13 protein-coding genes are annotated in these 14,521 nt (G+C 76.0%); 6 read left to right on the forward strand and 7 right to left on the reverse strand.

Annotated features, from left to right (window positions below):
- Positions 1 to 26: 26 nt before the first annotated feature.
- Entirely contained in the window at positions 27 to 659 is a 633-nt protein-coding gene (locus tag EFE23_RS12090) for an alpha-ketoglutarate-dependent dioxygenase AlkB (RefSeq protein WP_123240997.1), read from the reverse strand.
- Positions 660 to 886: 227 nt separating this feature from the next.
- Between EFE23_RS12090 and EFE23_RS12095 the strand changes: the two genes are divergently transcribed.
- Entirely contained in the window at positions 887 to 2,818 is a 1,932-nt protein-coding gene (locus EFE23_RS12095; protein ID WP_148058438.1) for a hypothetical protein, read from the forward strand.
- A gap of 169 nt (positions 2,819 to 2,987) precedes the next feature.
- On the opposite strand, the gene EFE23_RS12100 is transcribed toward EFE23_RS12095, so the two are convergent.
- The 6 genes from EFE23_RS12100 to pseB are packed head-to-tail and all read right to left on the reverse strand — an operon-like array spanning position 2,988 to position 9,575.
- Positions 2,988 to 4,043: a PseG/SpsG family protein gene (locus EFE23_RS12100; RefSeq protein ID WP_123240999.1), complete on the reverse strand. Its 1,056-nt coding sequence runs from the start codon at positions 4,041 to 4,043 to the stop codon at positions 2,988 to 2,990.
- Complete coding sequence (locus EFE23_RS12105) at positions 4,040 to 4,771, reverse strand: cytidylyltransferase domain-containing protein (RefSeq protein WP_123241000.1); 732 nt, start codon at positions 4,769 to 4,771, stop codon at positions 4,040 to 4,042. Before EFE23_RS12105 ends, EFE23_RS12100 begins: the two co-directional genes overlap by 4 nt.
- Entirely contained in the window at positions 4,768 to 6,594 is a 1,827-nt protein-coding gene (locus EFE23_RS12110; RefSeq protein WP_123241001.1) for a class I SAM-dependent methyltransferase, read from the reverse strand. The genes EFE23_RS12105 and EFE23_RS12110 overlap by 4 nt, the downstream gene beginning before the upstream one ends.
- A complete protein-coding gene (locus EFE23_RS12115) occupies positions 6,584 to 7,426 on the reverse strand; it encodes a hypothetical protein (protein WP_123241002.1) in 843 nt (280 codons plus the stop codon). The genes EFE23_RS12110 and EFE23_RS12115 overlap by 11 nt, the downstream gene beginning before the upstream one ends.
- Positions 7,427 to 7,437: 11 nt before the next feature.
- Positions 7,438 to 8,586 carry a DegT/DnrJ/EryC1/StrS family aminotransferase gene (locus tag EFE23_RS12120; RefSeq protein ID WP_199737034.1) on the reverse strand — a complete coding sequence of 383 codons (1,149 nt, stop codon included), beginning with the start codon at positions 8,584 to 8,586 and terminating at the stop codon, positions 7,438 to 7,440.
- 5 nt (positions 8,587 to 8,591) lie between these two features.
- A complete protein-coding gene (pseB, locus tag EFE23_RS12125) occupies positions 8,592 to 9,575 on the reverse strand; it encodes a UDP-N-acetylglucosamine 4,6-dehydratase (inverting) (protein ID WP_123241004.1) in 984 nt (327 codons plus the stop codon).
- Positions 9,576 to 9,797: 222 nt separating this feature from the next.
- Between pseB and EFE23_RS12130 the strand changes: the two genes are divergently transcribed.
- From EFE23_RS12130 to EFE23_RS12150, 5 genes are read left to right on the forward strand one after another with little or no spacing between them, the layout of a single operon-like run.
- Positions 9,798 to 10,040, forward strand: a complete 243-nt coding sequence (locus tag EFE23_RS12130) for an acyl carrier protein (protein WP_123241005.1) — start codon at positions 9,798 to 9,800, stop codon at positions 10,038 to 10,040.
- On the forward strand, positions 10,021 to 10,773 hold the full coding sequence (locus EFE23_RS12135; RefSeq protein WP_123241006.1) for an SDR family NAD(P)-dependent oxidoreductase: 753 nt from the start codon (positions 10,021 to 10,023) through the stop codon (positions 10,771 to 10,773). The genes EFE23_RS12130 and EFE23_RS12135 overlap by 20 nt, the downstream gene beginning before the upstream one ends.
- A complete protein-coding gene (locus EFE23_RS12140; RefSeq protein ID WP_123241007.1) occupies positions 10,770 to 12,164 on the forward strand; it encodes an AMP-binding protein in 1,395 nt (464 codons plus the stop codon). Before EFE23_RS12135 ends, EFE23_RS12140 begins: the two co-directional genes overlap by 4 nt.
- Positions 12,158 to 13,207, forward strand: coding sequence for a LuxE/PaaK family acyltransferase (locus tag EFE23_RS12145; protein WP_123241008.1), 1,050 nt, complete (start codon positions 12,158 to 12,160; stop codon positions 13,205 to 13,207). The genes EFE23_RS12140 and EFE23_RS12145 overlap by 7 nt, the downstream gene beginning before the upstream one ends.
- Positions 13,204 to 14,427: an acyl-CoA reductase gene (locus tag EFE23_RS12150; protein WP_123241009.1), complete on the forward strand. Its 1,224-nt coding sequence runs from the start codon at positions 13,204 to 13,206 to the stop codon at positions 14,425 to 14,427. The genes EFE23_RS12145 and EFE23_RS12150 overlap by 4 nt, the downstream gene beginning before the upstream one ends.
- The last annotated feature ends 94 nt before the right edge of the window (positions 14,428 to 14,521 follow it).

The following is a 14,521-nucleotide window of genomic DNA, read 5'->3' on the forward strand; positions in this document are numbered from 1 at the left end:
GCGGGCCCGGCAGCGCCGGCCCGCGCTCAGGCGACCCCGGCCGGACGGAACTGGACGCTCACCCGGGGGCCCACCGGCCGGGCGGTCTTGGGCACGGCGTGCTCCCAGGTGCGCTGGCAGGAGCCGCCCATCACGATCAGGTCGCCGTGCCCGAGCGGGAACCGCAGGCTCTCGCCGCCGCCCCGAGGGCGCAGCAGCAGGGCCCGGGGGGAGCCGAAGGAGACGATGGCCACCATGGTGTCCGAGTGCGCCGAGCGGCCGAGCGTGTCGCCGTGCCAGGCGACGCTGTCCCGCCCCGAGCGGTAGAAGCACATGCCCGCGGTGACGAACGGCTCGCCCAACTCCGGCGCGTAGTGCCGGGTCAATGCGGCCCGGGCGGCGTCGAGGACCGGGTGCGGCAGCGGCCGCCCGGCGCCGTACCAGCAGAGCAGCCGGGGCACGTCCACCTCGGCGTCGTACATGGTGCGGCGCTCGGCCCGCCAGGGGACCTCCCGCAGCAGGGTCTCGAAGACCTCGTCGGAGCCGGCGACCCAGCCGGGAAGGTGGTCGACCCAGGCTCCCCGGGTCAGCGGGTGCCGACGCAGCCGGCCCGCCAGCGGACCCAGCGACGGGGACGCGGTGAGGTCGAGCATCGACGGCTGGTAGGCGGTGCCGGTCATCCGCTCACCCTACCCGGTGATTTGGCACAGGTGTACGAGTGGCGGCAGCTCGTCGTCCGGCGGCCACCTGCCGCACACGTCGTCGTCGCCGGCCGTCGCCCCGGCCGGCCTACCGTGAGGCCGCGCCGTCCGGGCCCCCGGCGGCTGGCACTGAGGAGAGACGACCCGTGCAAAGCCCGACCCGCGTGCCGCCGGCACCCCGTCCGGCGGCGACCGCGGAGCGGCCCGTGCCGTCGCCGCGCCGACCGGCCCGCCGGGTCACCGTCGTCGCGTTCGGACTCGCCGCCGCCTGGCTGCTGCCCCTGCTGGCGTACGCGCTGGGCGCCGCCGCCGTGCTGCCGCCGCTGGTGCTGGCGCTGACCGCCGGGCTGCTGCGGGCCGGCCGTACCCTGCTCGACCGGCTGGTGCTCGGCGCGGCCCTGCTGCTCGGCGCGGTCGCCGCCGCCGGGCTGCTCTTCTCCGCCTGGCCGTGGGGCCTGCACCCGGTGCCGGTGGCCGGCGCCGCCCTCACCGTCCTGCTCGGCGTGGCCGTGGCCACCGGGCGACGCCCCCGCTGGCCCCGGCCGGCCACGACCGACCTGCCGCCAGTGCTGGCGGGCGTGGTCGCGGCGGTCGCGCTCGGCTGGCCGTACCTGCGCGCGGGTGAGCTGGCCGGGCGGCTGGCGTACGCGATGATCGGCGAGGACAACAGCCGGCACCTGGCCGCCGTGGAGGGGATCCGCGCGGTCGGCGGCTACCTCTTCACCGACCCGGAGGCCGCCGCCCGGATCGCGCCGGCGGCGATGACCTGGTACCCGCAGGGCTTCCACCTCACCGCCGCGCTGCTGGACACCTTCCTGCGCTCGTCGACCGCCCCGGCCGATCCGGTCCACGCGCTCGACCACTACCTCGGCTGGGCGCTGTCCGCGTACGCCCTGCTGGTGCTCGCCCTGGTCTGGGCCGCGACCCGGATCGCCGGGCGGCAGCTCGACCCCGCGCGGACCTGGGCCGTCGCCGGCGTGGTGACCGTGCTCTGCCTCGGCTCCGAGCTGGCCCGGTTCGTGGTCTACGGCTACCCGGGCGAGACCCTCGGCCTGGCGCTGTCCGCGTTGCTGGTGGCGCTGCTCTGCCGGCCGGTCGCGGGCACCGGCACGCAGCTCTGCCTGGTCGGCGCGCTCTGCGTCGGCGTCGGCTTCGCGTACCTGATGTTCCTGCCGGTGGTGGGGCTGCTGGTGCTGGCCTGGCTGGTCCGGCAGCGCCGGGCGGTGCTGCGCCGCCCGGCGCTGCTCGCCGGGGTGGCCCTGGTGGCCGTGCCGCTGACCCCGCTGACCAGCATCGGCGGCCTGCTCAACACCGACCAGCTCGACAACGTCGCCACCGGCGGCGCGGTGGAGCCCCGCTACGACGCCCTGCTGGCGCTCACCGCGCTGGTCACCGCCGGCCTGCTCGCCGGCGGCCTGCGGCTGCCCGTGTGGCGGCGGTACGCCGGCGCGCTCGGCACCGGCCTGCTCTTCGTGCTCGGGGTCCGGATCTGGTTCCACCTGCTCGGCACCGCACCGCGCTACTACTACGGCAAGACCCTGCACCTGTTGCTGATGCTGCTGCTGGTCGGCCTCGGCGCGCTGGCCCTGCTGCTGCCCCCGCCGTGGACCACGCGCCCGGCGGCGAACGGCCTCGGCGGCGCGGCCGGCCGGCGCCCACGGCCGCTCGCCCGGCCGCTGGTGGCGGCGACCGTGGTGGTCGCCGCAGCCGGGACGGCCGGCCTGCCCCGGGGCACCGGCATCTTCGCCCAGCCGTTCGGCGACCGCAGCACCACATGGGCCTCGGCCTGGTGGTCGGGGAGGCTGGCCCGTCCGCACCCGGCCGACCTGACCGTACGGGCGCTCGCCCAGGCCCCGGCCGAGCCCGGCACGGTCACCGTGGTGGCCAGCGGAACGCGGCGCGAGGGCTACCTGTGCAGCCTCTTCCTCGCCACCCTCCAGGGCACCGCCGGGGCGTCCGGGCCGGCGTACTACAAACTGCCGTTGGCCGAGCCGGCCCGCTCGGCGGCGCTGGTGGCGGCGGTGCCCGGCCGGATCCACGTCCTCGCCGTCGACGACGACGCCGAGGCGGTGGTGCGCGCCCTGCTCGCCGGCCGCCCCGACCTGCGCACCCGCGTCCGCCTCGACCGCCTGCACTGACCACGCCCGACGCCGTCGGCGTGGATCCTCGGCGTCTCGCACGGCCTGGCCCAGGTGGTGCGGATCGCGGCAGCTCGGGACGTCCGGCCCGGCCGAGGGCGCGACATGCCGCACGACGAGTCGATCTCGGACGCGCGAGGCCGCGTGCGGGCCGGCGGGGCCGGCGCGGTCAGTGGGGGGTGGGGGTGGCGAGCAGGGCGAGGACGGCGTCGACCACCCGAACACGGCCCCGGCCGTCCACGGTGGACCAGGCCCGGGCGGAGAGCGCGGCCCGCCGGTCGGCGGAGGTGAGCAGCCCGCGCAGCGCCTGGACCGCGTCGGCCCGGGCGGCCCGGCCGTCCGGGCCGGCGGCGATCAGCGTCGGCAGCTCGCCGAGGCCGGCCGCCACTCCCTCCCGGATCACCCGGTGGTACGAGTCCCGCTGGTTGTCCACCACGCAGACCAGCGCCGACGGGGCGCCGAGGCAGCAGAGCTCCCAGGTGGACGTGCCGGCGGCGGAGACCACCAGGTCCGCCTCGGCGATCATCCCGGGCAGCGTGTCGGTCGGCGGCACCAGGCGCAGGGTCTGCCCCCGGGCGGGGCGCACCGCCGCCAGCTCCGCCGCGGTCGGCTCCCGGGCGACCACCACCGTCAGCTCCATCGGCTGCCCGGTGCCGAGCAGCAGGCGGGTCAGCGGCGGGGCGGCGCCGAACGCGTCGGTGCCGCCGAAGAAGGCGAGCACCCGGGGCCGGGCGGCCGGCGTGGGCGGTCGGGGCGCCGCCGGCCGCCGGCTGAGCACCTCCCGGCGGAGCAGCGCGTACCGGGTGCCGGCGAGCAACCGGTCGGCCGGCGCGACGGTCCGGGCGTCGAGGTTCTGGTCCAGGTACAGGTCCGCGTCCTGACCCCGGGCGTCGCCGTCCACGATGGCCAGGGTGCGGATCCCGGCGGCGCGCAGCGCTCCGGCACAGGCCGGGTCCAGCTCGTACGAGTCGAGGACCAGCACGTCCAGCGCGTGCTCGCGGGCGGCCGCGACCAGCCCGTCCGGGGTGTCCGGGCCGGGGTGGTGCGGGATGCCCCGGGCGGCGAGCTGCCCGGCCGCCCACTCCACCCCGGCCACGCTGCCGAGCAGTGCCACGTGCGCCCCCCGGGCGAGGAACTCCTCCCCGAGGGCGACGCAGCGGACCAGGTGGCCGACCCCGCGGCGCGGTCCCGCGTCGCAGCGCAGCCCGACCCGGAGCCCGGTCACGATTCCTCCAGCCGCTTCTGCCGGACCCCGGCGTTCAGCGCGCGCAGCGCCGGCTGGCCGGCCAGCCAGTCGGCGAGCTTGGCCAGCGGCACGCTGACGTCGCCGAAGTGGTCGGTCACCGCCCGCACCAGCGCCCAGTCCTGCTCGGTGTCCAGGGTGAGCCGCAGGTCGGAGCGGTCCGGGGTGAGGGTCACCCCGAGCACCCGGAACAGCTCCGGATGGGTGTACGCGTACGAGGTGACGTGCACCCGGTGGTGCCCGGTGGCGAGCCGGTGCAGGGCGCGCAGCGCCCCCGCGTCGATGATCTCCACGTCCACGCCTCTCGGCAGCGTACGGGCGATCGAGGTGCTGACGTAGTCGAGCCCGGGGACCGCCCGGTAGACGTCCGCGACCAGCCGGATGATCTCCGGGTCGAGCAGCGGGCAGTCGGCGGTGAACCGGGCCACCGCGTCCCCGGGGTGGGCGTCGAGCGCGCCGACGAAGCGGTCGAGCACGTCGTCGACGGGCCCACGGTGGCAGGGCACGTCGAGGCGGGCGCACTCGACGACGACGGCGTCGTCGGCCGGCTCGGTGCTGGTCGCCACCACGAGGTCGGCGAGGACACCGCTCTCCCGGGCGGCGCGGACCACCCGGCCGAGGACGCTCCGGCCGGCCAGGGGGCGCAGCACCTTGCCGGGCAACCGGGAGGAGCCCATCCGGGCCTGGACGATGCCGACGATGCGGCTCACTGCTGCTCCTCCCGGACGACCCGGCGGCGCAGGGCCGCGCGCAGCCGGCGCTTCGCCGCCCGGGCGGCCCGCCGGGCCCAGCGGGCCGGGGTGATGACGAGCCGGCCCACCCGGTAGCTGACCGACCCGTTCAGCAGGTTGATCATGGCGTCGGCCCGGCGTAGTGCCCGCTCCCGGCTGGTGAGCAGGTCCTCCGTCCAGCCCAGCACCGCGCGTACCCGGCCCAGCTCCTCGCGCTGGCGCAGCCACGCCTCGCGCAGCTGCTGCCAGCTCTCTGGGCCGGGCGGCGGCGACGTCGGTTCCAGCGCGCTCAGCTCGTCGGCGAGCTTCAGCCGGCCCTTCGCGTCCAGGCCGCGCAGCGCGGCGACGACCGCCGCCTCGATCTCCACCGCCGCGGCCACCGTGGTCCGGTCCAGCTCCCGGCCGGCCATCCCGCCGAGGACGACGGTGAGCCCGGCCAGGTCGAGGGTCGAGGACCAGGGGTGGGCGTACCCGCCGGTCAGCAGCACGGCCGCGAACCGCCACAGGCCACGGGCCAGCGCCACGTCCACCGGGAGCGGCTCGGCCGCCCGCCAGCTCGGGTCGAGCACGGCGAACCGGTCACCGGCCACCACCACGTTGTCCACTCCGGCCAGCGCCGGGGCGCCGGCGACCCGACCGTCCACGGCGGACGACTCGAGCCAGCCCGCGTACCCGGCCAGCAGGGTGCGCAGCGTGTCCAGATCCCGGCGCAGGCAGGCGTCGAGCAGCAGGGTGCGCAGCAGCCGGCCGGTCGGCACCGGCCCGGTCAGCGCGCCCGCGTCCCGGTACGCGGCGAGGCGGCTGGCGCACGGCCCGGCGGCCGGCCCGGACCGCGCCGGCGGGTCGGTGACCCGCCAGTGCCAGCCGTGCGTGGTGGCCACGACCTCCATGACGCCGACCTCGGGCGGCCCGGTCCGGGCCAGCACCACCGGCAGGTCGGCCCGGTCGGCCCCGGTGGCGGTGTCCCGCCGGGCGAGCACCACCCAGGCCGGCGCGAGGGCGTTGCCGAGCCCGGCGTGCAGGGTGTCGACCGCGAGCCGGGCCGGGTCCTGGAGCACCGGCCGGTCCGCGTACCCGCCGGTGCAGGCGCCGTGCAGCACGGCGTCGAACAGCCCGGCGGAGGTCGCCCGGTCGAGCTCCCCGGTGGCCACCAGCGCGGTCACCGCCGCCGGGTGCGGGTAGCCGGCGAAGCTGGCGTCCGGGGTGAGGCCGGCGTCGGTGAGCCGGCCGCGCAGCTGGTCGAGGTTCGCCGGGTGGCCGGCGTGCAGCACCCCGTCGATGGTCCACGCGGCGTCGTCCCGGTCGGCGTACCACGGGGAGGCGTCGACGATCCGGTGCAGGCCCACCGGGTTGTCCAGGCGCAGCAGCAGGGTGCCGCCGGGGCGCAGCGCGCCGGCCAGGGTGGCCAGCACCCCGTCCCAGCCCAGCCGGGCGCCCTCGACCGACTCCACCGGGTCCAGCCCGGAGCCGGCGATCACCACGTCGTACGCCTCGCCGGCCGGCAGCCCGGCGGGGCCGCCGACGATCACCCGGACCGCGCGGTCGGCGGCGCGGTCGGCCAGCGCCACCCCGTCCAGGTGGCTGCGGAGCAGGCAGGTCACCTCGGCGTGCGCCAGCCGGTCGAGGAAGGCCGGCTCGTGCGGCCCGGCCAGCAGCACCCGGGCGCCGGCCGGCACCACGCGGGCGGCGAGCACGGCGAGCGGGCCGCCGCCGGCCGGCCCGCCGGTACGCAGGTCGGACCAGGCCAGCATCTCGCCGCCCGGCAGGCTGATCCGGTCGCCCGCGGCAGTGTCAGTCGTCAACGTCGTTCTCCTGGAGGTGCGCCCAGCCGAGCAGCTCACGCAGCTCAGCCGGGGCGCAGCGGTGGTCGGTGCCCAGTTCGGCGCGGGCGATCTCGACGGCGGTGGGCAGATCCACCGACTCGCCGTGCAGCTCCGGCCACTGTCGGCGGATGCGGGCGGTGCCGCCGAAGGTGGGGTCCTCGTCGGCGAGCACCATCGGGTCGCCGTAGACGGCCGGCTCGCAACCGGCGGCGATGCCGTAGAAGATGGCGCTGGTCAGCCGGTTGGAGGCGACCCGCTGGTGCCGGCGCAACTCGGTGAGCTGCTTGTCGAGGAAGAGCGGGTCGGTGTCCCGCCACCAGTGGCCGCGGTAGCCGTGGCAGATGACCCGGAACCCGGCGCGCTCGTAGAGCCGGCGCACCCGGCGCATGCCGTACTCGTGCCAGTAGAGGCAGACCGTCACCGGGCCGGGCTCGGTGTCCCGGATCCGGGCGATCAGTTCCCGGTGGTCGCCCTTGACGTGCTGCCCCTCCCAGCCGTGGAACGGGTACCAGATGGTGCCCTCCCGCTCCACCGGCTCCGGCTCCGGTGGGCGCAGCGCGAGCAGGTACGCGAACGGCGCCCCGGTCACCACCACGTTGCGCCGCCCCACCGCCCAGGCCCGGCGGCGGGTCTGTTCGGACCAGAGCAGGCTCGGCGTCCGCTCGACGTACGGGTGGCCGGGCGCCAGCCCGTCGCCGATGTTCCAGCCGTGCTGGACGTAGCCGTTGATCCGGGGCGGGTGCCGGTCGCCGAGCCCGCAGTAGCGGGCCAGCACGTGGGCGTGGCCGTAGAAGTGGTTGGCGTGATGCATCGGTTTCCGTCTCAGGCCGCGCTCGGTGCCGGCGCGCCGCGCAGCGCGGCGGTGAGGGCGTCGACCACCCGGTCCTGGTCGGCGTCGGCGAGCCCCGGGTACAGCGGCAGCGAGAGCTGCTGCGCGTAGAAGGTCTCGGCGACCGGGCAGGACCCGCGCCGGTAGCCGAGGTCGGCGAAGGCGGGGTGCCAGTGCACCGGGAGGTAGTTGACCTGCACGCCGATGCCCGCGGCCCGCATCCGGTCGTAGACCTCGCGCCGCCGCCCGTCGAGCACCCGGATCGGGTACAGGTGCCAGGCCGGCCGGGCCCACGCCCGGCGGGCCGGGAGCAGCACCCCGTCCAGGTCGGCGAGGGCCTCGTCGTACCGGCGGACCAGGCGTTCCCGGGCGGCGAGGAAGTCGCCGAGCCGGCGCAGCTGGCTGCGGCCGAGCGCGCAGAGCACGTCGGGCAGCCGGTAGTTGAGGCCGAACGCGTGCACCTCCTGGTGCCAGCCGCCCTCGTCCGGCCGGCGCTGCTCGGCGCGGTCCCGGACCAGGCCGTGGTTGCGGAACCGGCGGGCCCGCTCCAGCACCGCGGGGTCGGTGGCCGCGACGGCCCCGCCCTCGGCGGTGGTGAGGTTCTTGGTCGGAAAGAACGAGAAGGTGGTCAGGTCGGCCAGCGAGCCGACGGGCCGGTCGTGGTAGCGGGCGCCGATCGAGTGGGCGGCGTCGGCGAGCAGCAGCGCGTCGCTGCCCGCGAGGGCCGGCCGCAGCGCGTCGTAGTCGGCCGGGTGGCCGGCGTAGTCCACCGCCGACACCACCTTCGTACGCGAGGTGACGGCCGCGGCGGCCGCCGCCGGGTCGAGGGTGAAGGTCTCCTCCTCGACGTCGGCGAAGACCACGGTGGCGCCGAGGGCCACGGCGGTGCTGGCGGTGGCGGCGAAGGTCATCGGCGACACCACCACCTCGTCGCCGGGACCGACCCCGGCCGCCGCGTACGCGGTGTGCAGCGCCGCGGTGCCGTTGGACACCACCGCGCAGCCGACCCCGCCGGTCCAGCCGGCCAGGTCGTCCTCGAACGCCGCCACCTGCGGGCCGGTGGTGAGCCAGTCGCCGCGCAGCACCTCGGCGACGGCGGCGACGTCCTCCTCGACGATGGACTGCCGGCCGTACGGGAGCATCGCCGTCACGCGTCGATCCCCAGCATCTGCCGCAGCTGGTCCGGGCTGAGCCACTGGTCGTTGCGGTCGGACTGGTACGCGAACCCGTCCGGCACCGGCTCGCAGCCGGCCGGCGGCCGGTAGCCCCAGGTGGCGATGGTCGGTTGCACGATGAACCGGTCGGCCGCGCGGAGCGTCCGGCGGCTGTCGTCCGGCGCGATCATCTCCTCGTGCAGCTTCTCGCCGGGGCGGATGCCCACCTCGTGGGTGGTGGCGTCCGGGGCCACCGCCTCGACCAGGTCGAGGATCCGCATGCTGGGGATGCGCGGGACGAACAGCTCGCCGCCCTGCATCTGGTCGAACGAATCCAGGACGAACCGCACCGCCTGGTCCAGGGTGATCCAGAACCGGGTCATCCGCTTGTCGGTGATCGGCAGGCTCTTCCCCTCGGCGGCGAGCCGGCGGAACAGTGGCACCACCGAGCCGCGGCTGCCCATCACGTTGCCGTAGCGGACCACGGCGAAGCGGGTCGGGTGCTGCGCGGCGTAGTGGTTGGCCGAGACGAAGAGCTTGTCGCCGACCAGCTTGGTGGCGCCGTACAGGTTGATCGGGCTGGACGCCTTGTCGGTGGAGAGGGCGATGACCTTCTGCACCCCGGCCTCGATCGCCGCGTCGACGACGTGCTGCGAGCCGGTGATGTTGGTGGCGATGAACTCCGAGGGGTTGTACTCGGCGGTGTCGACCTGCTTGAGGGCGGCGGCGTGCACCACGTGGTCGACCCCGTGCATCGCCCGGGTGAGGCGGTGCCGGTCGCGGATGTCGCCGATGAACCAGCGCAGCCGGGGGTCGTCCCCCAACTCCTGGCGCAACTCGTACTGCTTGAGCTCGTCCCGGGAGAACACCACCACCCGGGCCGGCGCGGCCCCGGCGAGGACGTGTCGGAGGAAGGCCTTCCCGAAGGAACCCGTCCCCCCGGTGATGAGAATGGACGAACCATTCAACGCACTCAATTGGTGCTCCGATCGGTGGGTCTGCTGACGGGATGGCACGCTAGGTGTGGCCGGTAAACATCGCGACGCTCGATGATGAACACCGGTGGCTGGTCGGATGAATGCCGATCGCCTTGCCGGCAAACACTTTTTCCCAGCTCACCGTCCTGATGGGTGCGACTTTTCCTCGGCTACACTCGGCCGTCGACCCGGCCGTGGGAGCCGGTGGCGAGGAGAGCCGCAGTGGAACTCGAACAGCTCAGGACCGTTTTCCGGAACGCTCTGGAATTGCCAGGTGAATTTCCGGTGGACGAATTGGAATATCGCGGCAACGAGAAGTGGGATTCGCTCGCGCACATGTCGCTGGTCGCCGCGATCGAGGACGGGTTCGGGGTCATGCTCGACACCGACGAGGTGATCGACCTCAGTTCCTTCGACCGCGCCCGGCAGATCCTGGAGAAGCACGGTGTCGTCCTCACCGACTGAACCGGCGCCGGCGCGGTACGCGCTGGTGACCGGGTCGACCCGGGGGATCGGCCGGGCCGTCGCGGCCCGCCTCGCCGCCGACGGGTACGCGGTCGCGGTGCACGGCCGTACCCGCGACGCCGCCGAGGAGGTGGCCGGCGCGCTGCCCGGCGGGCCGCACCTGGCGGTGCCCGGCGACGTCGCCGACCCCGAACAGGTCCGCGCGCTGACCCGGACCGTCTTCGCCCGCTGGCGCCGGCTGGACGCCCTGGTCGTCAACGCCGGCGTGCACGAGGCCGGACTGCTCGGCGCGGTGGCCGACGCGACGATCGACCGGCTCTTCGCGGTCAACGCGGCCGGCGCCGCGCACACCCTCCAGCAGGGCGCGCGGCTGCTGCGCCGCGGGCACCGGCCGGCGGCGGTGCTCACCGCCTCGCTGGTCGGCACGGCCGGCGCCGCCGGCCAGGCGGTCTACGCGGCCAGCAAGGCCGCCGTCGAGGGGCTGACCCGGGCCGCCGCCAAGGAACTCGGCCCGGCCGGGATCCGGGTCAACGCCGTGGCGCCCGGCTTCATCCGTACCGACCTGCTGGCCGACCTGGACGCCGACGGACGGGCGGCCCGGGCCGCGGCGACCCCGCTGGGCCGGCTCGGGGAACCGGAGGAGGTGGCCGAGGTGGTCGCGTTCCTGCTCTCCCCGGCGGCGAGCTTCGTGACCGGTCAGGTGGTCGGGGTGGACGGCGGGCTCACCCCGTGACCGGCCTGCTGCACCCCGACGCCCGCCTGGTCGACGCGGCCGGCGCCACGCTCGGCGGCGCCGCGCTGCGCGACCGGGTCGCCGACCTCGCCGCCGCCCTGGACCGCCAGCCGCCCGGCGTGGTGCTGGCCGCCATGCCGACCACGGTGGACGCCATCGTGCGCTTCCTCGGCGCGTTGCACGCCGGCCGGCCGGTCGCGCTGGTCGACCCGCGTACCGGCGCGGACCGGCTGGCGGACCTGGCCGAGCGGTTCCGCCCGGCGGTGCTGCTCACCGGCGGCGAACCGGTGCCCGGCTACCGCCCGGGCGCCGACCCGCGGCTGGGCGAGCACCAGCGCCGCACCGGGGAGCCCGGCCCCGCCCCGCACCCGGACCTCGCGCTGCTGCTGACCACCTCCGGCTCGACCGGCAGCCCCAAGCTGGTCCGGCTCTCCCGCACGGCGGTGCTGGCCAACGCGGCGGCCATCGCCACCGCGCTCGGCCTGGACGGCGACGAGGTGGCGCCGACCAGCCTGCCGCTGCACTACACCTTTGGGCTGTCGGTGCTCACCAGCCACCTGCACGCCGGGGCCACCGTGCTGGTCGAGCCGAACCCGCTCACCGCGCGGGACTTCTGGTCCGCGGTGGACCGGCACGGGGTCACCTCGCTGGCCGCGGTGCCGTACCAGTACGAGATGCTGCGCCGGCTCCGCTTCGATCCGGCCCGCCACCCCCGGCTGCGTACGCTCACCCAGGCGGGCGGGCGGCTGCACCCCGACCTGGTCGCGGACTTCCACCGGCGGATGGCCGCGGTGGGCGGCCGGCTCTTCGTCATGTACGGGCAGACCGAGGCCACCGCCCGGATGACCGTGCTGCCCGCCGACCGGCTGCCCGACAAGCTCGGCTCGGTCGGCCGGCCGGTGCCCGGCGGCGCGGTCGCCGTCGACCCGGGCGACGGGCGCGAGACCACCGAACCCGGGCGCACCGGCGAGATCGTCTACCGGGGACCCAACGTGATGATGGGGTACGCGGAGACCGCCGCCGACCTGGCCCGGGGCGACGACCTGGGCGGGGTGCTGCGCACCGGCGACCTGGGCCGCCTGGACGCCGACGGATTCCTGCACGTCACCGGCCGGACCAAGCGGATCGCCAAGGTGTTCGGCGTGCGGGTCAACCTCGACGACGTCGAGCGGTCCCTCGGGCACCACGGCCCGGTCGCGGCCGTGGCCGGCGCGGACCGCCTGGTCGTGGTCGCGGAGGGCGCCGACGACGACCGGCTGGCCCGGATCCGCGCCGAGGTCGCCGAGGCCCTGGGCACGCACAGCTCCGGAGTCCTGGTGCGCAGCGTCGACGCGCTGCCGCTGACCGCCACCGGCAAGCCCGACTACCGAGCCCTGGAGGACCGGTGCTGACCGACGTGTTCACCCTGACCCAGCCGGAGAAGGAGAAGCGGCTGCGCGACGAGCTGACCGCCCTGGTGGCCCACCATCGGCGGGCCTGCCCGCCGTACGCCCGGATCCTGGACGCCCTCGGCGCGCGCGACGACGCGGCGGCCCTGGCCGACCTGCCCTGGCTGCCGGTCCGGCTGTTCAAGACCCGCGCGCTGGTGAGCGTCCCCGAGGACCAGGTGATCCGGGTGCTCACCTCCAGCGGCACCACCGGTGAGGTGAGCCGCATCCACCTGGACCGGGAGGCGGCGGCCACCCAGTCGCGGATGCTCGCCCGGACCCTCGCCACCGTGCTCGGCCCCCGCCGGCTGCCGATGCTGGTGGTGGACCGCGCCGGTGTGGTCGGCGACCGCCGCTCCTACTCGGCCCGGGGCGCGGGCGCGCTGGGCATGGTGAACTTCGGCCGGGACCACCTCTGGCTGCTCGACGCCGACGACCGGCCCGACATCGACGCGCTGCGGACGTTCCTGGACCGGCACGGCGGGGAACCCTTCCTGATCTTCGGGTTCACCTTCATGGTCTGGACCTACCTGTACGAGGTGGCCCGCGCGCACGGGCTCGACCTGTCCCAGGGCATCCTGGTGCACTCCGGCGGCTGGAAGAAGCTCGCCGACCGGGCGGTCGACAACGCCGAGTTCCGCCGCCGGCTCGGCGCCGACACCGGCCTGACCCGGATCCACAACTTCTACGGCATGGTCGAGCAGATCGGCACGGTCTTCCTGGAGGGTCCGGAGGGCGGTTCCCTCTACTGCCCGGACTTCGCCGACGTGATCATCCGGGATCCGGTGACCTGGCGCGAGGCGCCGGTGGGCACGCCCGGGTTGATCGAGGTGCTGAGCACCCTGCCCACCTCCTACCCGGGGCACGTGCTGCTCACCGAGGACCTGGGCGTGGTGCACGGCGTGGACGACGGGCACTGGCCCGGCAAGCGGTTCAGCGTGCTCGGCCGGCTGCCCCGGGCCGAGGCGCGCGGATGCAGCGACACCTATCAGGGAGGTACGGCGTGACCGTGCGGATGCGTTTCCCGGCCGGCGGGACGGTGCCGGTGGCGGACCTGCTGGCCCCCGACGAGGCGGAGCCGCTGACCGTGGGTGACCCGCGGGTGGTGGACTTCCTGGCCGGGGTCTCCGGTCGGCTGCTCGCCCCGGCGCTCGCCCGGCGGCACCCGGAGCTGGGGTCGCTCGGCTTCTTCCTGCGCCGCCGGGAACTGCTGCGCGCGGTTGAACGGCTGCGCGGCACGCTCGCGCCGGACACCCTCGCCTTCCCCCGGGGCCGGGTGTTCCACGTCCCGCCGGCCAACGTGGACACCATCTTCGTCTACTCGTGGGCGCTGTCCGCGCTGGCCGGCAACGCCAACGTGGTCCGGGTGTCGCCGCGCTCGGCGGCCGCCGCCGACGCCGTGCTGGAGGTGCTCAACGCGGGCCTCGCCGAGGCGGACCCGGTGGTGGCCCGGACCCAGCTCATGGTCACCTACGGCCACGACGACGCGGTGACCGCCCGGCTGAGCGCCGCCTGCGACCTGCGGGTCATCTGGGGCGGGGACCGGGCGGTGCAGGACCTCCGGCGGCACCCGCTCGCGCCGGCCGCCCGGGACCTCACCTTCCCGGACCGGTCCTCGTTCGCCGTGCTGTCGGTGTCCGGCTGGGCGGCGGCCTCGCCGCACCGGCGGCGGGAGGTGGCCATTGCGTTCGCCAACGACGCGTACTGGTTCGATCAGGCGGCCTGCGCCTCGCCGCGCACGGTGTTCCTGGTCGGCCCGGCCGAACCCGCCGAACGGGTGCGTGCCGAGTTCGTCGCGCTGCTCGACGCGGCGGTGCGCGAGCGCGGCTGGGACGTGGACGCGGCGATGGCGGTGGAGAAGCGGGTCGGCGCGTACGGGCTGGCCGCCGACGGGGGAGTGCGGCGGATGGAGTTCCACCGCAACGCCCTGGCCACCCTGGAGCTGACCGACGTCGCGGCCACCCCCCGGCACTGGCTGGGCGCCGGCACCTTCCCCTTTGTCACCGTGCCCGACCTGGCGGAGCTGGTGCCGTTCGTACGCCGGCGCGACCAGACCCTCACCCACTTCGGCTTCGCCCGGGACGACCTGGTGGAGCTGGCCCGCCGGCTCGGCGGCCGGGGCGTGGACCGGATCGTGCCGTTCGGCGCCGCGCTGACCTTCGCGCCGGTCTGGGACGGCCACGACCTGCTGCGGGAGTTCGTCCGCCTGGTCACGGTCACCGACTGACCGCCGGGCCGGGCCGGAACGCCGGCCCGCGCGGGCGGCCGTGATCCACTCCGGCTGCGGCGAGTCGGGGCATCCCCGTTCGGGCATGCCCCGA

It is taken from the genome of Micromonospora solifontis (assembly GCF_003725545.1).
Classification (GTDB): domain Bacteria; phylum Actinomycetota; class Actinomycetes; order Mycobacteriales; family Micromonosporaceae; genus Micromonospora; species Micromonospora solifontis.